At 68.8% G+C, this 21381-nt stretch carries 19 protein-coding genes; 8 read left to right on the top strand and 11 right to left on the bottom strand.

Annotation, left to right across the window (positions count from 1 at the left end):
• The first annotated feature begins 45 nt into the window (after positions 1–45).
• On the top strand, positions 46–2790 hold the full coding sequence (locus ACZ6ZD_RS17785; RefSeq protein ID WP_465673327.1) for a beta-N-acetylglucosaminidase domain-containing protein: 2745 nt from the start codon (positions 46–48) through the stop codon (positions 2788–2790).
• Here ACZ6ZD_RS17785 and ACZ6ZD_RS17780 read toward each other — a convergent pair.
• From ACZ6ZD_RS17780 to ACZ6ZD_RS17765, 4 genes are read right to left on the bottom strand one after another with little or no spacing between them, the layout of a single operon-like run.
• Complete coding sequence (locus tag ACZ6ZD_RS17780; RefSeq protein ID WP_465673325.1) at positions 2783–3499, bottom strand: SIR2 family NAD-dependent protein deacylase; 717 nt, start codon at positions 3497–3499, stop codon at positions 2783–2785. The genes ACZ6ZD_RS17785 and ACZ6ZD_RS17780 overlap by 8 nt on opposite strands.
• Entirely contained in the window at positions 3496–4050 is a 555-nt protein-coding gene (locus ACZ6ZD_RS17775) for a GNAT family N-acetyltransferase (protein ID WP_465673323.1), read from the bottom strand. The genes ACZ6ZD_RS17780 and ACZ6ZD_RS17775 overlap by 4 nt, the downstream gene beginning before the upstream one ends.
• 13 nt (positions 4051–4063) lie before the next feature.
• Positions 4064–4276, bottom strand: a complete 213-nt coding sequence (locus ACZ6ZD_RS17770) for a sulfurtransferase TusA family protein (RefSeq protein ID WP_465673321.1) — start codon at positions 4274–4276, stop codon at positions 4064–4066.
• Complete coding sequence (locus ACZ6ZD_RS17765) at positions 4273–5388, bottom strand: cysteine desulfurase family protein (protein ID WP_465673319.1); 1116 nt, start codon at positions 5386–5388, stop codon at positions 4273–4275. Before ACZ6ZD_RS17765 ends, ACZ6ZD_RS17770 begins: the two co-directional genes overlap by 4 nt.
• Before the next feature lie 94 nt (positions 5389–5482).
• Between ACZ6ZD_RS17765 and ctaC the strand changes: the two genes are divergently transcribed.
• The 4 genes from ctaC to ACZ6ZD_RS17745 all read left to right on the top strand — a co-directional run bounded on the left by ctaC (position 5483) and on the right by ACZ6ZD_RS17745 (position 9904).
• A complete protein-coding gene (gene ctaC / locus ACZ6ZD_RS17760; RefSeq protein WP_465673317.1) occupies positions 5483–6376 on the top strand; it encodes an aa3-type cytochrome oxidase subunit II in 894 nt (297 codons plus the stop codon).
• Positions 6377–6417: 41 nt separating this feature from the next.
• Positions 6418–8154 carry an aa3-type cytochrome oxidase subunit I gene (ctaD, locus tag ACZ6ZD_RS17755; RefSeq protein WP_465676062.1) on the top strand — a complete coding sequence of 579 codons (1737 nt, stop codon included), beginning with the start codon at positions 6418–6420 and terminating at the stop codon, positions 8152–8154.
• Entirely contained in the window at positions 8151–8546 is a 396-nt protein-coding gene (locus tag ACZ6ZD_RS17750; protein ID WP_465673315.1) for a cytochrome c oxidase subunit 4, read from the top strand. The genes ctaD and ACZ6ZD_RS17750 overlap by 4 nt, the downstream gene beginning before the upstream one ends.
• Before the next feature lie 116 nt (positions 8547–8662).
• Positions 8663–9904: a L,D-transpeptidase gene (locus tag ACZ6ZD_RS17745; protein WP_465673313.1), complete on the top strand. Its 1242-nt coding sequence runs from the start codon at positions 8663–8665 to the stop codon at positions 9902–9904.
• 59 nt (positions 9905–9963) lie between these two features.
• Here ACZ6ZD_RS17745 and ACZ6ZD_RS17740 read toward each other — a convergent pair whose 3' ends face one another.
• The 6 genes from ACZ6ZD_RS17740 to ctaE form a co-directional block, all read right to left on the bottom strand.
• Complete coding sequence (locus ACZ6ZD_RS17740; RefSeq protein WP_465673311.1) at positions 9964–10824, bottom strand: FG-GAP repeat domain-containing protein; 861 nt, start codon at positions 10822–10824, stop codon at positions 9964–9966.
• Positions 10824–13247, bottom strand: a complete 2424-nt coding sequence (locus ACZ6ZD_RS17735) for a hypothetical protein (protein WP_465673309.1) — start codon at positions 13245–13247, stop codon at positions 10824–10826. The genes ACZ6ZD_RS17740 and ACZ6ZD_RS17735 overlap by 1 nt, the downstream gene beginning before the upstream one ends.
• A gap of 122 nt (positions 13248–13369) precedes the next feature.
• Positions 13370–15055: a cytochrome bc1 complex cytochrome b subunit gene (gene qcrB, locus ACZ6ZD_RS17730; protein ID WP_465673307.1), complete on the bottom strand. Its 1686-nt coding sequence runs from the start codon at positions 15053–15055 to the stop codon at positions 13370–13372.
• Entirely contained in the window at positions 15052–16101 is a 1050-nt protein-coding gene (gene qcrA, locus ACZ6ZD_RS17725) for a cytochrome bc1 complex Rieske iron-sulfur subunit (RefSeq protein WP_465673305.1), read from the bottom strand. Before qcrA ends, qcrB begins: the two co-directional genes overlap by 4 nt.
• On the bottom strand, positions 16098–16964 hold the full coding sequence (gene qcrC, locus ACZ6ZD_RS17720) for a cytochrome bc1 complex diheme cytochrome c subunit (protein ID WP_465673303.1): 867 nt from the start codon (positions 16962–16964) through the stop codon (positions 16098–16100). The genes qcrA and qcrC overlap by 4 nt, the downstream gene beginning before the upstream one ends.
• Complete coding sequence (ctaE, locus tag ACZ6ZD_RS17715; RefSeq protein WP_465673301.1) at positions 16961–17623, bottom strand: aa3-type cytochrome oxidase subunit III; 663 nt, start codon at positions 17621–17623, stop codon at positions 16961–16963. Before ctaE ends, qcrC begins: the two co-directional genes overlap by 4 nt.
• 82 nt (positions 17624–17705) lie before the next feature.
• Between ctaE and ACZ6ZD_RS17710 the strand changes: the two genes are divergently transcribed.
• Genes ACZ6ZD_RS17710 through trpD form a run of 3 tightly spaced genes read left to right on the top strand, consistent with a single transcriptional unit; the run spans position 17706 to position 20130 of the window.
• The gene (locus tag ACZ6ZD_RS17710) at positions 17706–18623 is read left to right on the top strand and encodes a cytochrome c oxidase assembly protein (protein ID WP_465673299.1); all 918 of its coding nucleotides are present in this window, start codon (positions 17706–17708) and stop codon (positions 18621–18623) included.
• Positions 18624–18670: 47 nt separating this feature from the next.
• Positions 18671–19078 (top strand): Rv3143 family two-component system response regulator, encoded by a 408-nt coding sequence (locus ACZ6ZD_RS17705; protein WP_465673297.1) that lies wholly within the window; start codon positions 18671–18673, stop codon positions 19076–19078.
• 5 nt (positions 19079–19083) lie between these two features.
• Positions 19084–20130, top strand: coding sequence for an anthranilate phosphoribosyltransferase (gene trpD, locus ACZ6ZD_RS17700; RefSeq protein WP_465673295.1), 1047 nt, complete (start codon positions 19084–19086; stop codon positions 20128–20130).
• A gap of 98 nt (positions 20131–20228) precedes the next feature.
• Here trpD and ACZ6ZD_RS17695 read toward each other — a convergent pair whose 3' ends face one another.
• Positions 20229–20984, bottom strand: a complete 756-nt coding sequence (locus tag ACZ6ZD_RS17695) for a hypothetical protein (RefSeq protein WP_465673293.1) — start codon at positions 20982–20984, stop codon at positions 20229–20231.
• Positions 20985–21381: the final 397 nt, after the last annotated feature.

The raw sequence follows: 21381 nt of genomic DNA, 5'->3' as shown, positions 1-21381 counted from the left end.
GGTATTTTCCTGGAGACACCCACCCGCTCGAAGGGATGTCGGTCCATGAAACTGCCCTGGTTACTCGTCGCCGCGCTCACCGCGAGTTTGCTCACGCAGGCCGCGCCGGCCGCCGCGAGCAGCGACCTACCCACCCTCACGCCCGCGCCGCAATCGGTCAGACGCCTCGGCCCGGACCTGCCCAGCGCCGGGCTCACCGTCGTCAAGGAGACCGGCGTCTCGACGCAGCGCGCGGCGTCCGCGCTCGCGGCCTGGTCGCTGCCGTCGGCGGCGGGCCTCAAGCCGGGCGGCTACGTGCTCGGCGTCGGCAAGCACGAAGGGAAGCAACTCGCGGTTCTGGTGGGCCGCGACGCGGCCGGCACCTTCTACGGGGAGCAGACCCTGGCGCAGCTGACCGCGGCCGGCTCGATCCCCAGCGTCGCGATCGTCGACGAGCCCGCATTCGCGCTCCGCGGCGGTATGGAGTCGTTCTACGGTCAGCCGTGGCGGCAGCCGGACCTGCTCAACCACCTGGACTTCCTGGGCCGGCACCGGATGAACGCGTTCATGTACACGGTCAGCGGTGATCAGCACACCGCCGGCACCAAATGGCGGGAGCGCTATACCGGTGCGGACGTCGACCGGATCCGGGAGGCGATCCAGCGCGCCAAGGCCAACCACGTGGAGTTCATCTACCGGGTCAATCCGGAGGCCAACGCCGCCCCCAGCCCGGACCACGGGATCTGTCATGCGGAGGCCGCGGAGAAGGACGCGCTGATCGCCAGGTACGAGCAGCTCTGGGATCTCGGTGAGCGGGTCTTCGCAGTCGGCTGGGACGACGTCGGCGGCCAGTTCCGCTGTCCCCTCGATCAGGACACGTTCGGCTCGGACGCCAGTCCGCTCGGCGCCGCCCAGGCGCATGTGGTCAACGACATCTACAACCGGTTCATCAAGACGCACCCCGGCGCCCGGCTGCTGACCGTCCCGACCGACTACTGGGGTAACGGCCGGACGGCGTACCGGACGCGGTTCGCCGCGCTGATCCCGCGCGACGTGGACATCTTCTGGACCGGCCGGGAGGTCATCTCGCCGACCATCACCACGGCGGACGCCGCTGAGGCGTCGGCGGCCTTCGGCGGCCGCAAGCTGCTCATCTTCGACAACTACCCGGTCAACGACTACGCCCCGAACGCCCAGCACCTCGGTCCGCTCGTCGGCCGGGACGCCGGGCTGCCGCAGCACGCGACCGGCTTCATGATCAACGAGATGCAGGAGGCGGAGCCGTCACTGATCGCCTTGGGCACTGCGTCGGAGTACGCCTGGAATCCGGCCGCGTACGACCCACAGGCGGCCTGGAACCGAGTCATCACCGAGCTGGGCGGTCCGGTCGCCGGTGCGTTGCGCCGGTACGCCGAGGTCCACACTGGGTCCGCATTGAGCAGTGATTCGTCCGCTCCGCTCACTCCGCTTGTCCGTGCCTTCACCGCTGCCTACCGCAACGGCCAGGACCTGACGGCGTCCGCGACTGCGCTGTCGGGCTTCTTGAACCGGCTGGCGGCGGCGCCGGGCGAGCTGCGGGCGCAGCTGCCCAGCAGGTCGTTCGTGCAGGACTCCGAGCCGTGGTTCGCCAGAACCGAGCGCAGAGCACAGGCGGGTGTGGCTGCCGTCCAAGCGCTGCAGGCCAAGGCTGCCGGGGATGTCGCGGGATACCGGGCGAAGCGCGAGGTGATGCACGCGGCACTGGCCGGCGGCAACACCTCCTTCCGACTGGCCGTTCCGGGCAGTCTGGACGATCTGCTCGATCTGGCTGGCGTCTCGCGCGGTACTGATGTCGTCAAACACGACAGCGGCGCCATGTCTGTCTACGAGCGGGGTCGGAACGGCCGGGTGCAGAGTGCTTGGCAGACGACTGCTGGTGGCAACTGGAGCGGCCTCTCGGACCTGCCGCCGGTAGCGGCCGCAGGAAAGCCTGAGGTGGTAGTCCGCCGGAACGGTGCCCTGACCGCGTTCGTCCGGGCCACCGACAACCGGATCTGGTCCAGCGAGCAGAGCACTGCTGGCGGTGGCTGGAGTGGCTGGTCACGGGTGCTCGACGTAGTGGTCGGCGGCGACCCGACCGCCGTCGTTGGTGACGACGGCGGGATCAGCTTGTTCGTCCGCGGTTCTGACGGCGTCCTGCAGACCTTCTGGCAGAACAACGGCTGGCGGTCCGGATCGCTCGGCGGACCGAAGATGCTCGGCAAACCGGCAGCGGATGTCAGTCTGGACGGCACGCTGGTCGCTGTGATCCGCGGCACGGACAACAGGCTCTCGACCCGCTGGCAGATCGCACCGGGTGGGGACTGGAGCGACTGGAAGACCGTGCCGGGATTCTCCACCTCCGACCCGGACCTGGTGATGAGCTACGACGGCTCGTTCAGTCTCTTCTACCGTGGTCAGGACAACGGCGTGTGGACCAGCTGGCAGCCGCATCGCGGCGCGTCGTACAGCGGGCCCAGCCGGATCGGCGGGATCACCGCGCAGGGCAACCCGGACGCGATGCTCGACAACACCGGCGGCCTGACCCTGACGGTCCGCGGCTCCGACAACCGGGGCTGGACGATGTGGCAGCTGTCTCCGGGCGGCGAGTGGCGCGCCGGCTGGCTGAACGACCAGGTGGTCGCGTTCTCCGACGTCCGCATGATCGACTCGGTCGGCGGCGCCGGGTCCGCGTTCACGATCGATGCCAACGGCAAGCTCCGGACCGCGTGGCAGTCCGCGCTCGGGTCCGGGTGGGCCGGCTGGGCCGACCTGGGCGGCTCACTCAGCTGAACAGGGCGGGCAAGGTGCTCTCGATCGGAGTGCGCAGCACACTCGTCGCTTCGTCGTCGTACGGCGTCTCCTGCGCATTCAGGATCACCAGCGGCTTGCCCGCCCGCAGTGCCACATCACACAGACCGGCCGCCGGGTAGACCTGCAGCGACGTCCCGATCGCGAGGAACACCTCGGCGGCCTCGGTCGCGGCCACTGCGGCGTCCAGCACGGCCGGATCGAGCGACTGCCCGAACGAGACCGTTGCGGACTTCAGAATGCCGCCGCACAGCTCACAGGCCGGATCGTCCTCTCCCGCATCCAGGCGGGGGAGGACGTCGGTCATCGGGATCCGCCGCTCGCACGACAGGCAGTCGACGTACCGGACCGTTCCGTGCAGCTCATGCACCAGCTCCGGCGCCGAGCCGGCTCTCTGATGCAGGCCGTCGATGTTCTGCGTGACGAGCCCGGTCAGTCGCCCCTGCCGCTCCAGCTCGACCAGCGCCTGGTGACCGGCGTTCGGCTCGGCGGTCCAGGCCGGCGCGGCGACGCGGAACTTCCACGCCTCCACGCGGACCTCGCGCCGGGCGACGTACTCGTCGATGTCGAACATCGCCTGCGCGGCCGAGTTCTTCGTCCACAGGCCCTGCGGGCCCCGGAAGTCGGGAATCCCCGAGGCGGTCGAGATCCCGGCTCCGGTCAGGACAGCGATACGTGCGGCGTCGATCACGCCTTGGACTGTAGCCAGTCCGTCGCCAGGACCGACATCATCACCTCGTCGACCCACTCGCCGTCCCACCGCAGCGCGTCGCGGAAGACGCCCTCGACGACGAAGCCGGCCTTCTCGTAGGCCCGCTGGGCGCGCGGGTTGAACGCGTACACGCCGAGGCTGATCCGGTGCAGGCCGACCGCTTCGAACCCATGGCCGACGATCAGCCGGGTCGCCTCTGTCCCGAGCCCGCGGCCCTGACCGGCGGGGCCGATGAGGATCCGGAAGTTGCAGGAGCGGTTGTCCGGATCCCAGTCGTTCAGCACAGCCTCGCCGACGACGTCCCCCGAGGCCTTGTCCACGATCGCGAGGTCCAGGCGGTCGGTCTGGTCCTTCCGGGTCCGCATCCACTCGCGGGCCCGCTCCTCGGAGACGTCCTGGTGGCTGCCGGTGAGCCGGCGGACGTCCGGGTCGTCCATGGCTGTCTTGAGCGCGTCGTAGTCGCCCTCGTCGAGCTGGCGCAGGATCACCAGGTCGCCGGTCAGCGTCGGTTTGGCAGCGAAGTCGGTCACATCGCGGAGTGTGTCAGCTGACCCGCCGGACCACATACGTATTTTCCGCCGCGCTGACCAGCTCCTGCGCCCGCATCCGGCACCAGGCCGGGATGTCCGTCGCGGCGGCCGGGTCATCGGCCAGCACAGTGATGGTGTCGCCGACAGCCACCGTCGGTAGCGCCTTGGCCAGTTTGATCACCGGGAGTGGGCACAGCAGCCCACGGCAGTCCAGCTCGAGGTTCACATCCCCACCTCGGCCCGGATCCGCTGCACGATCCCCGGCAGCACGCTGCAGAAGCGGTCGATCTCGGTGTATGTCGTCGTCCGGGCCAGGGAGATGCGGACGTTGCCGTGGGTGAGCACACCCATCGCGGCCAGGACGTGGGACGGCCGCAGCGTGCTGGACGTACAGGCGGAGCCGCTGGAGACAGAGAAGCCCTCCGCGTCCAGAGCGGTGACGAGCGCCTCGCCGTCCACGTAGAGGCACGAGAAGGTGAGGACGTGGGGGAGACAGTCCACCGGGTCGCCCACCACCTCGACGTCCGGGACATCAGCGGCCACTCGCTGACGAACCTCCGCGATCCAGGCCCGGTGCTGGGCGTTCAGCTCGCGCGCCTCGGTTAGCCGGGCCTGGAGCGCCGCAGCGGCGGCCAGCAGGTTCGGAACGTCGGGGAAGCCGGGGGAGAGGCCGTCCTCCCGCTCGTCCATCGGCCAGGCCGGCGTGAACCGGACGCCCTTCCGCACCGCCAGCAACCCGACACCGGCCGGCCCACCCCACTTGTGTGCGCTCGCCGTCAGTACCGACCAGCCTGCCGGGACGGCGTCGTGGCCGAGCGAGGCGGCGGCGTCCACAAGTAGCGGTACGTCGCCACATGCCTCAGCGGCCGCCTCGATCGGCTGCCGCGTCCCGACCTCATGGTTGGCGGACTGCAGCGCCGCCACCGCTACGCCTGGCTGCCGCACTGCGGCCCGGAAGGCGGCCAGATCGACCCGGCCGCTCATGTCCACGCCCACCTCCGTGGCCGCTGTGCCGGCGGTGTGCAGGACGGCGGAGTGCTCGACCGCGCTGTGGACGACGGTGTCGCCGACCCGCCTGCGCGCCGTGCGGACGGCGCTGAGCCCGGTGCGGATGGCCGCCGTCCCGGAGGTGGTCAGGTACAGCTCGTCCGGGCGGACGCCGACCGCCTCGGCCAGGACCGCACGGGCGTTGTCCAGCAGCAGCCGGGCGGTCCGTCCCTCGTGGTGCAGGCGCACCGGATCGGCCCACCCGGAATCCACTGCCGAGAGCAACATTTCCCGCGCGGCGGGATGCAGGACCTCCGCCGACGCGGCGTCCAGGTAGACACGCTCATTCACACGGGAAACGCTAAGGCCTACCTATGCGCGAGACGGCGAACGGTGTCCAGTAGTGTTTGGTCGTCAGTCTCACTTGGGAAGGGAAAGGCGCCCCGTGGGTTCGAACGGCACGCCCGGAGTGAAGAGCGCGGCAGGTCCTGCCGCCGCCACACGTCCGGCGAAACGGCGGCTACTGGCCGGCGCGGCAGTGGTGCTCGGCACCCTGCTGATGACCGGTTGCTCGCCGGAGACCACTGAGCAGTGGAAACGCATCGGTCTGCCCGAGGGCGCATCGGACCGGACCGAGGCTGTCCGCAGCCTGTGGGTCGGCGCGTGGATCGCGGCCATGATCGTCGGTGTGGCGGTCTGGGCGCTGATCCTGTACGTCGTGGTCCGGTACCGCAAGCGGAACGAGGACGCACCCAAGCAGGTGCGGTACAACCTGCCGCTCGAGGTGCTCTACACGCTGGCGCCGTTCGCGATCATCGGCGTGCTCTTCTTCTACACCGTCGAGCACGGCAACAAGATCACCGCGATGTCGGGCAACCCGACGCACACGGTGAACGTGGTCGGCCAGCAGTGGCAGTGGACCTTCAACTACAAGGACACCGTCGACGGTCACCAGGGCGTCTGGGAGACCGGAACGCTGGACAAGCCGGCCGAGCTGGTGCTGCCGGTGGGCGAGAAGATCCAGTTCGATCTGACCTCACCCGACGTCATCCACTCGTTCTGGGTGCCGGCGTTCTACTTCAAGCTCGACGTGATCCCGGGCCGGACCAACAAGTTCGAGCTCACGCCGACCAAGACCGGCACGTTCGCCGGGAAGTGCGCCGAGCTCTGCGGGCTCTACCACAGCCGGATGATCTTCACCGTCCGGGTCGTCGAGCGCGCCGAGTACGACGCGCACCTCAAGGAGCTGGCCGCGAAGGGCCAGACCGGGGCCGCGACCGGCGGCTCGGACGCCACGACCATTCCGGGTCACGGCGAGAAGAAGGAAGGCGAGAAGTGACGGACTTCGCCGAGCGCAGCGGCGCTGTCGGCTCGACCGCCCTGCCGCGCCGCCGCAGCAAGGGCCAGATCGCGGTCAAGTGGCTGACCACGACCGACCACAAGCTGATCGGGCACATGTACCTGATCACCTCGTTCGCGTTCTTCCTGATCGGCGGTGTGATGGCGCTGGTCATCCGCGCCGAGCTGGCCAAGCCCGGCCTGCAGATCGTCAACGAAGAGGTCTACAACCAGCTCTTCACGATGCACGGCACGATCATGCTGCTGCTGTTCGCGACCCCGCTGTTCGTCGGGTTCGCGAACGAGATCATGCCGATCCAGATCGGCGCCCCGGACGTCGCGTTCCCGCGGCTCAACATGTTCAGCTTCTGGCTGTTCCTGTTCGGCGGCCTGATCACGATCAGCGGTTTCTTCACGCCGGGCGGCGCGGCCGACTTCGGCTGGTTCGCCTACGCGCCGCTGTCGAACGCCGTCCGCTCACCCGGAATCGGCGGCGACCTGTGGATCATGGGTCTGTGGATGGCCGGTCTGGGCACCATCCTCGGCGCGGTGAACTTCGTCACCACGATCATCACCATGCGCGCTCCGGGCATGACGATGTTCCGGATGCCGATGTTCACCTGGAACATCCTGGTCACCTCGATCCTGGTGCTGATCGCGTTCCCGATCCTGGCCGGCGCGCTGCTGATGCTGGAGGCCGACCGGTTACTCGGGGCCCATGTCTTCGACGCCGCGAACGGCGGGCCGCTGCTGTGGCAGCACCTGTTCTGGTTCTTCGGCCATCCCGAGGTCTACATCATCGCGCTGCCGTTCTTCGGCATCATCACCGAGATCCTGCCGGTCTTCAGCCGCAAGCCGGTCTTCGGCTACATCGGCCTGGTCAGCGCGACCCTCGGCATCGCCGTCCTGTCGGTGGCGGTCTGGGCGCACCACATGTTCGTCACCGGAGCGGTGAACCTGCCGTTCTTCTCGTTCATGACGTTCTTGATCGCGGTCCCGACCGGGGTGAAGTTCTTCAACTGGATCGGCACGATCTGGGGCGGATCGGTGTCCTTCGACACCCCGATGCTCTGGTCGATCGGCTTCCTGACGACCTTCCTGTTCGGCGGCCTGACCGGCATCATCCTGGCCTCCCCGGCGCTGGACTACCAGCTGTCCGACTCGTACTTCGTGGTCGCGCACTTCCACTACGTCGTCTTCGGCACGGTCGTGTTCGCGATGTTCGCCGGGTTCTACTTCTGGTGGCCGAAGTTCACCGGCCGGATGCTCGACGAGCGGCTCGGCAAGCTGCACTTCTGGCTGCTGTTCATCGGCTTCCACACGACGTTCCTGGTGCAGCACTGGCTGGGCGTCGAGGGGATGCCGCGGCGCTACGCGTCGTACGGCGCCAACGAGGGGTTCACCACGCTGAACGAGGTCTCCAGCGTCGGCGCCTTCGTGCTGGGCATGTCGATGCTGCCGTTCTTCTACAACGTCTACAAGTCCCGGAAGGCGCCGCTGGTCGGCGTCGACGACCCGTGGGGCTGGGGCCGGTCGCTGGAGTGGGCGACCAGCTCGCCCCCGCCGCGGCACAACTTCACCAAGCTGCCGCGGATCCGGTCCGAGAGCCCGGCGTTCGACCTGCACCACGCCGACATCGCCCTGGCCGAGTACCCGGCCAACAAGGCCTCCGCCGACAACCTGCTGGACGCCGGTGAGGACGAGGGCCGGGTCGAGAACCTGCAGGAGAACATCGCCAAGGGCAAGACCACCGGGACCGACGGGAAGGACGAGGCGTGAAGATCGAAGCCTGGGTCTTCGGGATCCTGAGTGTGTTCGTCCTGGTCGTCACGCCGATCTACTGGCTGATGTCGGAGGACCCGACCGGCACCACCGCGCTGGTGATGACGTTCTTCCTGTCGCTGCTGGTCGCGTTCTACCTGACCATCACCGCCCGCCGGATGGACGAGCGCCCGGAGGACCGCAAGGACGCCGAGATCGCCGACGGCGCCGGTGAGCTCGGGTTCTTCCCGCCGCACTCGTGGTGGCCGCTGCACTGCGCGCTGACCCTGTCGGTCGTCGTCCTCGGCGTCGTCATCGGCTGGTGGCTGTTCATCGCCGGCTGTGCGCTCGGGATCATCACGCTGTCCGGGTTCATCTTCGAGTACTACCGCGGGGATCACGCCCACTGATCGAACGCCGTACCGAAAGCGCCGTCCGGGAGCCAACCGGGCGGCGCTTTCGTGCGTCTCAGGAACGACGGGTTACGCTGGGCGGCGGTCTACAGATGCAGGGGAGTACTGGGGAAATGGTGAGCAGGAAGCACGGCCTGGCCGTGACGGGGATCTGCGTGATGTTGCTGGCCGGCACCGCGTGTAGTGACAGCGAGCCGGGCGCCGGTGGGCAGCCGTCCGCGAGCACCACGCAGAGTAGCGGCGGGCCGAGCTCGTCGGCGAACCCCAGCGAGTCCACGAAACCGTCCGACAACCCCTCCGCGGCCAGTGTCGCGGTGGTCCCGGCCAAGGGCGCGACGTCCGTCCAGCCCGACAAGCCGGTCACCGTCACGAGCACCGGCGGCAAGCTCACGGCGGTCACCGTCAAGAGCGGCGCGGGTGACGCGCTGGCGGGTGAGTTCAACGCCGACAAGACGGTCTGGACGTCGAAGCCCGAGCTGCGGCCGAACATGGCCTACACGGTCAGCGGGACCGCCGAGGGGACGGACGGCGCGAGCGTGCCGATCAGCTCGACGTTCAAGACCCTGAAGGCGGCCAAGAACCTGAAGGCCTCCGTCGTCCCGCTGAACGGCGAGACCGTCGGCGTCGCGCTGCCGATCCAGATCTACTGGAACAACCCGATCAAGGACCGCGCCGCGGTCGAGAAGCGGCTGTCGATCAAGACCTCGATCCCGGTCGAGGGCAGCTGGTACTGGCTGAACAGCAAGCAGGTGAACTACCGGCCGAAGGTCTACTGGCCGGCCGGCACCAAGGTGACGGTGAACATCGACACCGCCGGCGTGAACGCCGGGAACGGCACCTGGGGCGCCGCCAGCCGGGAGATCAAGTTCGCGATCGGCAAGTCGGTCGTCTCCAAGGTCGACATCAAGAAGCACACGATGACGGTCACGATCAACGGCAAACTGGCCCGCACCATCCCGATCACCGCCGGTAAGTCCGGGTTCACCACCCGCAGCGGCACCAAGGTCATCATGGAGAAGTTCGCCACCAAGCGGATGGACGCCCGCACCGTCGGCATCCAGCCCGGCGACCCGGAGTACTACGACATCCACGACGTCAAATGGGCCCAGCGGGTCACCAGCTCCGGCGAGTTCGTCCACGGCGCCCCCTGGTCCAGCGGCAGCCAGGGCTCGGCCAACGTCAGCCACGGCTGCGTCGGCATGAGCCTCGCCAACGGCCAATGGTTCTTCAACCAGACCCTCCGCGGCGACCCCATCGTCGTCACCGGCTCCACCCGCTACATGCAGATGGGCAACGGCTGGGCCGACTGGAACGTCCCCTACGCCACCTACAAGAAGGGTTCCGCCCTCTCCTGAGCCCCGAGTACACCTGAGGCCCTCAGCCCCGCAGAACGGCGCTGAGGGCCTCGGTACGTCTACAGAACCAGCGCGGACGCCGAACCGACGCCGTTACCCGCCTCGTACCGACCCGCCGTCCAGGGGTTACCCGTGGTGGCGCCACTGTGCGGGTAGACCCAGCCCTTGCCGCCGCCGTCCCGGACGAACATGTCGAGCTTGCCGTCCCCGGTCACGTCCTGGAGCAGCATGACGCTCGCCAAGTTCCATCCACCGCCTGCGGCGACCACTCGGCCCGATCCGGCCAGGTAGACGCTCAGGTTGCCCGCTGCGTCCCGGCTGACCAGGTCCGTCAGCCCATCGGCGTCCACATCCCCGAGCAGGAGTGCCGTCGACGCCATCCAGTTCACACCGATGCTGTACGGCGCGTCCCAGTTCGCTGCGGTGCCGCTGCGGCCGTTGTGCGGGTAGACCCAGAGACTGCCATCAGCTGGGTACCGGGCGACGATGTCCGGTTTGCCGTCGCCAGTCAGGTCGCCCATACCGACCCAGTCCGCGATATCCCAGCCGGACTGGCCCGTCGCGTACGGCGTCAACCACTTGGCCGCATCGCCGGACTGTCCGTTGTGCGGGTACACGTGCAGTGTGTTGTCGTTGAAGATCGCTACCAGGTCAGGTCGGCCGTCGCCGGTAGCGTCGGACAGGTAGAGCCGCCGGACGATGTCCCAGCCGAACGTGTCGGTGTAGTAGCGGCGAGTCCACGGGTTCGATCCGGACTGGCCGGTGTGGACGTCGACGTACAGCTTGCCGTCCTGGCGGACGACCATGTCGGCCCGTCCGTCGCCGGTGACGTCCAGAACGGGTCCCGCGGCGGACGCCGGCGTCGCAGTGGTCAGCGAAGCGCCGATCAGCAGCGCTGCGGCGAGTAGTCGGCTGCGCATCACCGGACCTCCGATCCGTTCACGACGAGGCGAAGCCCGTCGACAGGCTTGTGGACCGTGATCCGCTGCGGCGCCTCGGCCCACGTCGTCGAGTGGGTGACGTTGAGCGTCGTCCGGTCGCTTGACAGCCGGAAGCGCAGCGACATCGGGCCATACAGCGTGGGCATCGCGTCGAAGACCGTTTCGGTGTCGGGGGAGAGCCATGCCTGCGGACAGAGCCGCAGCAGATGCAGCTCACCTGGTGCGAGGGAGTCGTCGATGACGGCGTGCCGGGCGGACCAGGTGATGAGCGGCTGCACGAAGAGCGTGCCGTACATGCCGTGCCGGTGCTCACCGGAGATGTAGGTGTCCGGCGAAACCGCTCCGGTCAGCAGACCGTAGAGCCCCTCCAGGAAGCGCCCGCGGTCCGCGCGCTGCCAGCTGTGGAACAGGTTCCAGCTGTAGCAGGGCTCACCACTGCTCTGTTCATGGTCGAGGACTACGCGGTCCAGTGCGGTGTGGTGCGCAGGATCGAAGTTGGCGACGTTCGGACCGACCCGGTAGAACTCCACGTACGACTTCATCAGCGGGTCGTCGGCAGGCATCAGACCGGCCCATACCGACATCAGTGCGCCGGTGTCGAACGCCTCAAGGTCTGGCCAGGGGCTCTCCGGCCCGAAGAACTTGCTGGGCAGCACCGGGTGCTTGGAACCGTCCGGCGCCGTCCACTTGGGCGCATCGGCGGCGGCTTGCCGCATTGCGGCCACATACGCGGTGCGGAAGCTCTCGGCGACCGCAGCGAACTCGGCTGCCCTCGGATGCCCGATCCGCCGCAGCAGCTGCACAGCGCTGGTCAGACCGCGGTAGCTCCAGGCCTGGATCGAGATGGACTGCTGCTCGACACCGGTGTCGTTGCTCTTGGCCGGCGGCATCAGCTTGTGCACGCCCTGGTGGTTGGTCGCGGCACAGGCCCGTTTGATGAAGTCGCAGGCCTTGACGATCGGCGTCGTCCATCGGTTGATGAACGCGGCGTTCCGGCTCAGCAGCGCGTGCCGGCTGGCCGCCTCCAGGATCGCACCGTGGTCGGTGATCCAGTCGAACGCCTGCAGGGACTCCGGAGTCGCGAAGAAGCCTTCCTTGCCGATCGTCGCGTACGCCGCGCCGGGCGGCGTCCGGACGCCCTGGACGGCGAGGTACAGCTCGAGGTGCGAGGCCACGACGTCGTGGTGACCGAGCAGGTCCAGGAACATGTGGCTGACCATGGAGGTCGGTGTACTCCACAGCAGGTCGTAGCCGTAGGAGCCGGACAGGAACGTCCGTTTGCCGGTGTCGGGGCTCTTCTCCGCGATGATCTCGGCCAGCTGGACGCTGCGCCGGAAGAACTGGTCGACGTACGGCTCCGGCGTCCGGATCGTCGCAGCGGTCGCGGGCTTCTTCGCCCAGTACGTCTCCGCCTGAGCGAGCGCACCGTCGTACCCGAGGGCCACCTCGGCGTCGAACTCGGCCCGCGGCTGCGGCAGCATCGGGACCAGGACGTCGACGTACGCGCCCTTGCGGACCGGGATGACCACCTTGAGGTCGTACACGCCACCGGCGACCGCGGTCAGGCTGGTGGCGCCGGGGACGCTGACCGACATCCGCACGTTTCCAGCAGCATCGAACACCCGGGCCGGCACCGGCTTCGGGCCGGGGTTGAAAACCGGCTCGATCGACAGCGCCGAACCCAGCGGCGCGGCCGAGGGCGTCACCTGCATGGTGACGAACGCCTCCTGCTGCTGTGGCGGGTCGATGTAGTGCTTGATGAACGCCTTGCTGAGCCGCAGGACGAAGGTGAAGGTGGCAGGCGCCCGCACCTCGTTGACCTGCTCGACGGAGAACCGCGTCCAGGCGTAGATCGGCTCCAGCGCCGTCTGGACGTCCGGTGCGCCACGTAGGTGCGCGAACGTGGACTGACGCAGTACCAGCCCCTCCTGCCGCCGATGTTCGGTCCAGAGCACCGGCGTGTGCTTGTCCTCCCGCCAGCCCTGGATGCCGACGCCGAAGTCGCCCCGGTGCATGTAGTACGGCGCTGTCGGCATCGGCGGGATCTTCCCGCGGTCCGGCATCACCGGCGTGACCTGGAAGTCCTTACCCCGGAACTGGTCCAGGTACGGCTTGGGACTACCCACCGGCAGCGCCACCGCCGGCTGGCACACCGTCGTCCCGTTGTAGAAGACGTCGAACCGGAACAGGTGATCCTTCCACCCCACCGGCGTCCACACTTGCCGCTGCGGCACCCACCACCTCAGCGCCTCCTGCACATTCGGCTCCACGGCCGAGCTCGCGGCCAGCGCGCCGGCGGCCACGGCGGCCGCCGGGAGCACCGCGCCGGGTCCGGCGATTCCGGCCGCGGTCGCGGCTCCGGCCAGGGACAACGCCTGCCGTCGGGACATTTCTGGTGGCACGGGCGGGCCTCCATCTCTCGAAATTTGGAAGAAGTTTCCGGCATTTCGGAAGAAGAGGCAAGCTTCTGCACGGCAAACGAAAACGCCCCGGCTCGGGTGAGCCGGGGCGTTTCGGGGGACTGTCAGTGACGGTCCGGGGTGATCTCGTGGAAGTTGTCCGAGTCGGTCAACTCGTGGAGGTCGTCGTCGTGACCGTGGGAGTGGGCCTCCTCGATCTCGGCGGCGGTGGGCTTCTGAACCGCGTCCGCGTAGTAGAAGCGGCTCAGGCGGGCCCGGAGCTTGTTGAGGGCCCGGCGCGGGGCGCGGACGCCGTTGTCGTCGGTCTCCGGGCCGACCTCGTACGGGACGAGGCGTTCGCGAGCGGTGAGCTCGTAGGCCTCGTAGTTCGAGATCGGGGTGTGCTTCTCCGAGTACGAGCCGTCGGGGGAGCGCACGATGATGCCGGACTCCAGGCCGTGCAGGAGCCGCTCGTTGTCGGCGCGCTGCAGCGAGATCGCGATCCGCCGGGTCACCCAGAACGCGACGACCGGGCCGACGAACACGGCGATTCGCAGGAACCAGGTGACGCTGTTGAGCGAGACGCCGAAGTGGGTCGCGATCAGGTCGTTACCGCCGCCGATCCAGAGCAGGCCGTAGAACGTGATGAACGCGGCGCCGATCCCGGTCCGGGTCGGCACGTTACGCGGCCGGTCGAGCAGGTGGTGCTCGCGCTTGTCACCGGTGATCCAGCCCTCGATGAACGGGTAGAGCGCGACCAGCGTCACGAAGGCCGGCGGGACGATCAGAGCCGGGATCAGCAGGTTCCAGCTCAGGGTCACCCCCCAGAACTCCGATTCGAAGCCCGGCATCAGCCGGACCGACCCTTCCAGCCAGCCCATGTACCAGTCGGGCTGCGAGCCCGCCGTCACCTCGGCCGGGTTGTACGGCCCGTACAGCCAGACCGGGTTGATCTGCAGCAGCGCGCCCATCAGGGCGGTGATGCCGAAGACGACGAAGAAGAAGCCGCCCGCCTTGGCCATGTAGACCGGCATCAGCGGGTAGCCGACGACGTTCTTCTCGGTCCGGCCGGGGCCGGGGTACTGGGTGTGCTTGTGGTACACGACCAGGAACAGGTGCACGGTGACGAGGGCCAGGATCAGGCCCGGGATCAGCAGCACGTGGACGGTGAAGAACCGGGAGACGAAGTCGTCACCGGGGAACTCGCCGCCGAAGATGAAGAAGCTCATGTACGTGCCGACCACCGGCGAGGCCTGGATCATGCCCTGGGTGATCCGCAGCCCGGTCCCGGACAGCAGGTCGTCGGGCAGGCCGTAGCCGATGAAGCCCTCGATGATGCCGAGGAACAGCATCCCGAAGCCGATCACCCAGTTCAGCTCACGCGGCTTGCGGAACGCGCCGGTGAAGAAGATGCGCAGCAGGTGCACCATCATCGAGGCGACGAACAGGATCGCGGCCCAGTGGTGGATCTGCCGCATCAGCAGACCGCCGCGGATGTCGAACGAGATGTCCAGCGTCGAGGCGTACGCCTCGGACATGTGCAGACCCTTGAGCAGGCTGTACGAGCCCTGGTACTCGACCTCGGCCATCGACGGCTTGAACCACAGCGTCAGGAAGATACCGGTCAGGATCAGGATGATGAAGCTGTAGAGCGCGATCTCGCCGAGCATGAACGACCAGTGGTCCGGGAAGACCTTGCGCAGGTTCTTCCGGCCGAGCTTGCCGATGCCGAGCCGATCGTCGACCCATTTGACCGGCGGCGGGAACTCCGCGGTCGCGGGCTTTTCCTTGGTTTCGGACACTGGTGTCACCCTCGTTCCCAGAAGCTCGGGCCGACCGGCTCGGTGAAGCCGCTTTGTGCGACCAGGTACCCCTCCGAGTCCACTGCCAACGGTAGCTGCGGCAGCGGGCGAGCGGCAGGGCCGAAGACGACCTTGGCGCTGTCGGCCAGGTCGAAGGTCGACTGGTGGCACGGGCAGAGCACGTGGTGCGTGGTCTGCTCGTACAAGGAGATCGGGCAGCCGACGTGGGTGCAGATCTTGGAGTAGCACAGGATGCCGTCGATACCCCAGTTCTCCCGCCCGGCCTGGGTGCGGATCTTGCTGGGCTCGATCCGGACGACGATCACCGCGGCCTTCGCCTTGGCGTTCTGGTACTCGACCGCGCTCTCCTCCTGCAGCGGAGCCAGGTTGGCGGGAGCGGCGTTGACCAGCTGACCGACGATCAGGTCGGACGGCTTGATCGGACGATCGGTGACGTCGTTGACGACCCGGATGCCCTTGGCCCAGATGGTGTTGTAGAGCGCCCGGCCCGGCAGCGGGCCGAGGTCACGCAGCAGGACGACGGCCGGCAGACCGAGCAGACCCATCGCGCCCAGCAGCGAGCGGCGGATCAGCTTGCGCCGGGTGAACCCGGACTCCGCCACGCCCTCCTGGAAGCCGCCGATGATATCGGCCTTCTGCTCCGGCGAGGAGTTGGCGTCGTGCCGGTACTCGACGACCTCGGTGTCGACCATCAGCTTCTTGGCCCACTGGATGGCGCCCGCCCCGATCAGGAACAGGGCCAGCCCCAGCGTGATGCCGAGCGTCATGTTGTTCGCGTTACCCGACAGCGGGCCGAACACCAGCGTCGCGTCCCGCGGGATCGCGAAGTACGCGACACAGGCGCCCAGCGAGAGCAGACCGGCCAGCGAGAACATCAGCGCGACCTGGCGCTCGACGCGGTCGGCCGCCTTCGGGTCGACGTCCTGGATCCGGTACTCGTGCGGCTCCAGACCCGGATCCGCGATCGGCTCGGCCACCTCGACCGCGCCGTGGTGCTCGTCGTCCGCCTTCACCGGCAGATTCTTCTCGCTCATTCGGCCTTCGCTCCCTTGGCCTTGACGCCCTTGGCGCCGATCCAGACCGCGACGCAGACCAGCAGGCCGATACCGACCAGCCAGCCCCAGAGGCCTTCGGAGACCGGGCCGAGCCGGCCGAGACCGAAGCCGCCCGGGTCCTTCTGCTCCTGCAGCGCGTGCAGGTAGGCGATGATGTCGCGCTTGTCCTCAGGCTGCAGCACCTGATCGGAGAACACCGGCATCTGCTGCGGGCCGGTGAGCATGGCCTCGTAGATGTGCTTCGGGTCCACGTTCATCAGCGAGGGGGCGTAGCGGCCGTTCGGCAGCGCGCCGCCCTTGCCGGCGAAGTTGTGGCACGCCGTGCAGTTCGTCCGGAACAGCTCGCCGCCGCGGGTGACCTGCTCGTCGGTGGCCTTGCTGATGTCGTACGAGTCGGTCGCGGGGACCGCCGGGCCCGTGGCGAGCGAGGCGACGTACGCGGCCAGGGCCTCGATCTCCTCCGGCGTGTAGGCGGGGGTCTTGCGCGGGATCTGCGCACCCGGCTGCATCGCGGGCATCCGGCCGGTGCCGACCTGGAAGTCGACCGCGGCCGCGCCGACGCCGATCAGCGACGGCCCGGCCAGGTCGCCCTCACCGTTGCCACCGCCTTCGGCGTTCAGACCGTGGCAGCTCGAGCAACCGACCGCGAAGAGCTTCTTGCCCTCTTCGATCTGCTGGGACTGAGCCGAGTTGTCGGCCACCGCGGCGCCGGGGGCGAAAGCGGCGTACGCCGAGCCCACAGCCAGGAGGCCGAACAGAAGCACGACGAGGCCGGCGGACCGGTGCCGTCGTCGCGCGGAGAGAAAGCGCGCCGGTGACAAGGAGGTTCTCTTCTCACTCATTTGAGCAGGTAGATGGTCGCGAACAGGGCGATCCAGACGACGTCGACGAAGTGCCAGTAGTACGACACGACGATCGCCGAGACGGCCTGTTCGTGGGTGAACTTGCGGGCCATGTACGTCCTGGCCAGGACGTACACGAAGGCGATCAGGCCGCCGGTCACGTGCAGGCCGTGGAACCCGGTGGTCAGGTAGAACACCGACCCGTACGGCGAGGACGCGATCGTGACGCCCTCGTGGATGAGCGTGGCGTACTCCGTCACCTGGCCGGCGATGAAGACCGCGCCCATCAGGTAGGTGAGGATGAACCACTCACGCATACCCCACTTGAGGACGTTCAGCGCCGAACCGACCCGGCCGACCCGGCCGTGCTCGGCCGCGAACACGCCGAACTGGCACGTCACGGACGACAGCACCAGGATCAGCGTGTTGATCAGCGCGAACGGGATGTTCAGCATCGCCGTCGAGGCGTCCCAGAGCGTCTCCGCCCCTTCCGGGACGGCGGCGGTCGTCACCGACCGGATCGTGAAGTACGCCGCGAACAGAGCGGCGAAGAACATCAGTTCGCTCGAGAGCCAGACGATCGTGCCGACACTGACCATGTTGGGACGGTCGTGGTGTCCGTGTTCACGAGACGCTGGGAGCGCGGTTGCAGTGGCCACGCCGTCATTATGTCGGTCCGCCTACGAAGTACTACGACCACCCCCATGCATGTCGGAAACTGGCGCTTTCTACTGTGGACGGGTGCTTCCCCTCCACGCCGGGCCCGGTGACCAGATCGCGCCGTTCACGCCGCAGCGGCTGCTGACCGGCTGGTCGGTCGAACCGGTGTTACTCGGTGTGATCGTCGTCATCGGCGCGATCTACCTGTACGGCGTCCACCGGCTCCGCAAACGGGGGGACAAATGGTCCCGCGGCCGGACGTTCGCGTTCGTCGGCGGCGGCCTGGGGAGCGCGATCGTGGCCACGCAGTCGGCGATCGGCGCGTACGACACGGTGCTGCTGAGCGTCCACATGGCCCAGCACATGATCCTGTCGATGCTGACGCCGCTGATGATGGCGCTCGGCGCGCCGGTCACGCTGGCGCTGCGCACGCTGCCGCTGCGGCCGCGGAAATGGTTGCTCTCCGTGTTGCATTCGGGGTTCGCGCGGGTGCTGTGCTTCCCGCTGATCGGCTTCGCGCTGTTCGTCCTGAGCCCCTGGGCGCTCTACTTCAGCGGCATCTACGACGCGACGCTGCGCTCCGCGCTGCTGCACGACCTGCTGCATCTGCACTTCATCCTGGTCGGATCGCTGTTCTTCTGGCCGCTGCTCGGCCTGGACCCGGTGCCGGGGAAGGTGATCTACCCGTTCCGGCTCATCATGACGTTCCTCACGTTGCCGTTCCACGCGTTCCTCGGGATCACGATCATGTCGGCGAACACGCTGATCGCGGAGGACTGGTACACCAGCTTCGAACGGTCCTGGCCGCCGTCCCCGCTGGAGGACCAGTACCTCGCGGGCGGGCTGTTGTGGGGCTCCGGCGACATCGTCGGGCTGGTGTTCTTCGCCGTCCTGTTCGTGCAATGGGTGCGGGATTCGCGGCGGGAGGCGCGCCGTGAGGACCGCCGGCTGGACCGCCTGGAGGAACAGGCGCGGCGGGCCGAGCAGGCGCCCCGGTAACATCTGCGGTGTCCAGTCATTTCCGCACTGAGTTTTGGGATGGATCGATGAGTCTGAAGGTGCTGGTCTACAGCGACGACCGTACGACGCGGGAGTCCGTCCGGCTGGCCCTGGGCAAGCGGCCCGCGGCCGATCTGCCCGAGCTCGAGTACGTCGAGTGCGCCACCGAGCCGGCCGTGATCAAGACCATGGACAAGGGCGGGATCGACCTGGCCATCCTGGACGGCGAGGCCGTTCCGGCCGGCGGCATGGGCATCGCCCGGCAGCTGAAGGACGAGATCTTCCAGTGCCCGCCGATCCTCGTCATCACCGGCCGTCCGCAGGACGCCTGGCTGGCGACCTGGTCGCGCGCCGAGGCCGCGGTCTCGCACCCGATCGACCCGATCCGGCTCGCCGAGGTGACCGCCGCCGTCCTGCGCGAGCGGATCGCCAAGCTGCCCGCCGTCACCTCCTGACGCAGGTGGCCGCCTACACCTGGCCGCAGATCCTCAACCCGCTGCTGCGGCGCGAGGACCTGGAGGCCGACGCCACCGCGTGGGCGATGGAGCAGATCCTGTCCGGCGCGGCCTCACCGGCGCAGCTGGCCGGGTTCGTGGTCGCGCTGCGGGCCAAGGGCGAGACCGTCACCGAGGTCGAGGGGCTGGTCGCGACGATGCGCGACTTCGCCACCCGGATCACGGTCCCCGGACGGACGCTGGACGTCGTCGGCACCGGCGGTGACCAGGCCCACACTGTGAACATCAGCACGATGTCCGCGATCGTCGCCGCGGGCGCCGGGGCCAAGGTCGTCAAACACGGCAACCGGGCGGCGTCGTCCGCGTGCGGTGCGGCCGACGTTCTGGCCGAGCTGGGCATCCCGCTGGACCTGACCGCGGCGCAGGTCGCCGAGGTGGGGGAGCGGGCCGGGATCACGTTCTGCTTCGCGCCCGCCTTCCACCCTGCCCTGCGGCATGCCGCCGTCCCGCGCCGGGAGCTGGGGGTGCCGACGACGTTCAACTTCCTCGGCCCGCTGGCGAACCCGGGCGACCCGTCCGCGCAGGCGGTCGGCGTCGGCGACGCGCGCGTCGCCGGGCTGATGGCCGGCGTGCTGGCCCGGCGCGGGATCGACGCGCTGGTCTTCCACGGCGACGACGGGCTCGACGAGCTGACCACGCGGACGACGTCCCAGATCTGGGTTGTCGGCGGGGGAGCGGTCGAGGGGCCGTTCACGCTGGACCCGCGGGAGCTCGGGATCGAGCCGGTGTCCGCCGAGGCGCTTCGGGGTGGGGACGCGGTCTACAACGCGAAGGTGGTGCGGGCGCTGCTGGACGGCGAGCCGGGCGCCGTCCGCGACGTCGTCGTCCTCAATGCGGGGGCGGCGCTGGCTGCTTACCACCCGGTCGAGGGGCCGATCACCGAGCGGATCCGCGCGGGGATGTCCCAGGCGGCCGAAGCGCTGGACTCCGGCGCCGCGCGCGACGTCCTCGACAACTGGATCGCCGCCGCGGCGCAGGTTCGCCAGGCGTAGGCCGACCGCCACCACCCACCAACCTCGTCGCGGCCGCCGGCCGCACGCTCGACGCCCACCACCGGGTTCGTGTTACCGGGTGGTGGGCGTCGGCTTGTTCAGCGGTTGATCTTGATCTGGCTCACCTTGGTGCGCCAGACCGCGGTCCACTCCGGGGTGCTGCCGGCCATGTCGCCGATCGAGACCGCGACGGTCCCGTCGCCGCGATCGATGACGGCGATCAGCACGGTGGAGAACGTCTCCTTGAGCTTCGGCGCGCTGACCGCGACCCGGGTGGTGATCTCGTGGCCCGGGTGGCCGTCGACGGTGATCGCCTTGTGCGTCGTCCCGGAGATCTTCGGGTTGTCGCCGTACAGCCCGATCAGCGCCCGCGAGCCGGCCTGCGTCGCGGCCGCCTTCAGCCCGGCCGGCGTCCTGGTCACCTTGACCTCAGGCGCCAGCTGACCGAACGCGACGTAGTTGCCCCAGTCGGCCGAGCCGTTGTAGTTCTCGTGCACGTTCAGCCAGATCGCGGCGCCGCCGAACAGCTTGGTCCGCTCGCCGGTGTTCCCCCACGCCGAGCCCATGATCGGCATCGTGTCGTTGCTCGCAGCAACAATCTGCGCGCCGACCACCCGCCCCTGCGGCGGCGGCGTCTCCGAAGGCTTCACCGTCGGATCCACCGTCTTCAGCCCCGGCGGCGGCCCCGACGGCAACGCCACCGGCGACACGGCGTCCGCCCGCGTCCAGATCCACCCCACACTCAACCCGGTCACCGCCAGCGCCGCCAGCACCAGCACCAGCGCCCCCACCAACCGAGCCCGCCGCTCCTCACTCCGCCCAGCCACCAACCCATACCCCTCAGCCTCAGGCACCGCACCCACCTCCCGCGAAAACAACCCCCCACCACCCGCCGCCCCACCCGGCGCACGCCCACCCGCAGGCTGCCTACCCGCGAACGGCTGCCCGCCACCCGGCGGTCCGTACGGCGGTTGCCCGCCTCCCGGCGTCCCACCAGCTAACGGCTGACCGTTCGGCGGCCCGTCCAACGACGCCTGCCCACCACTCGCCGCTTGCCCAGCCGCAGGCTGCCTACCCGCGAACGTCTGCCCGCCACCCGGCGGTCCGTACGGCGGTTGCCCGCCTCCCGGCGTCCCACCAGCTAACGGCTGACCGTTCGGCGGCCCGTCCAACGACGGCTGTCCGCCGCCCGGCCGACCGTATGGCGGTTGCCCGCCTCCCGGCATCCCGCCAGCCAACGGCTGACCTGCC

This window comes from Kribbella sp. NPDC104218, from assembly GCF_055584105.1.
The sequence above is the reverse complement of the archived record's forward strand: the minus strand, read 5'-3'. Positions and strand labels throughout refer to the sequence as shown.

Excerpts from the sequence above, each read along its gene's own strand:
- ACZ6ZD_RS17740 (WP_465673311.1), bottom strand. The coding sequence starts at position 10,824 with ATGCGCAGCCGACTACTCGCCGCAGCGCTGCTGATCGGCGCTTCGCTG.
- qcrC (WP_465673303.1), bottom strand. The coding sequence starts at position 16,964 with ATGAGTGAGAAGAGAACCTCCTTGTCACCGGCGCGCTTTCTCTCCGCG.
- ACZ6ZD_RS17745 (WP_465673313.1), top strand. The coding sequence starts at position 8,663 with ATGGTGAGCAGGAAGCACGGCCTGGCCGTGACGGGGATCTGCGTGATG.
- ACZ6ZD_RS17785 (WP_465673327.1), top strand. The coding sequence starts at position 46 with ATGAAACTGCCCTGGTTACTCGTCGCCGCGCTCACCGCGAGTTTGCTC.
- qcrA (WP_465673305.1), bottom strand. The coding sequence starts at position 16,101 with ATGAGCGAGAAGAATCTGCCGGTGAAGGCGGACGACGAGCACCACGGC.
- ACZ6ZD_RS17705 (WP_465673297.1), top strand. The coding sequence starts at position 18,671 with ATGAGTCTGAAGGTGCTGGTCTACAGCGACGACCGTACGACGCGGGAG.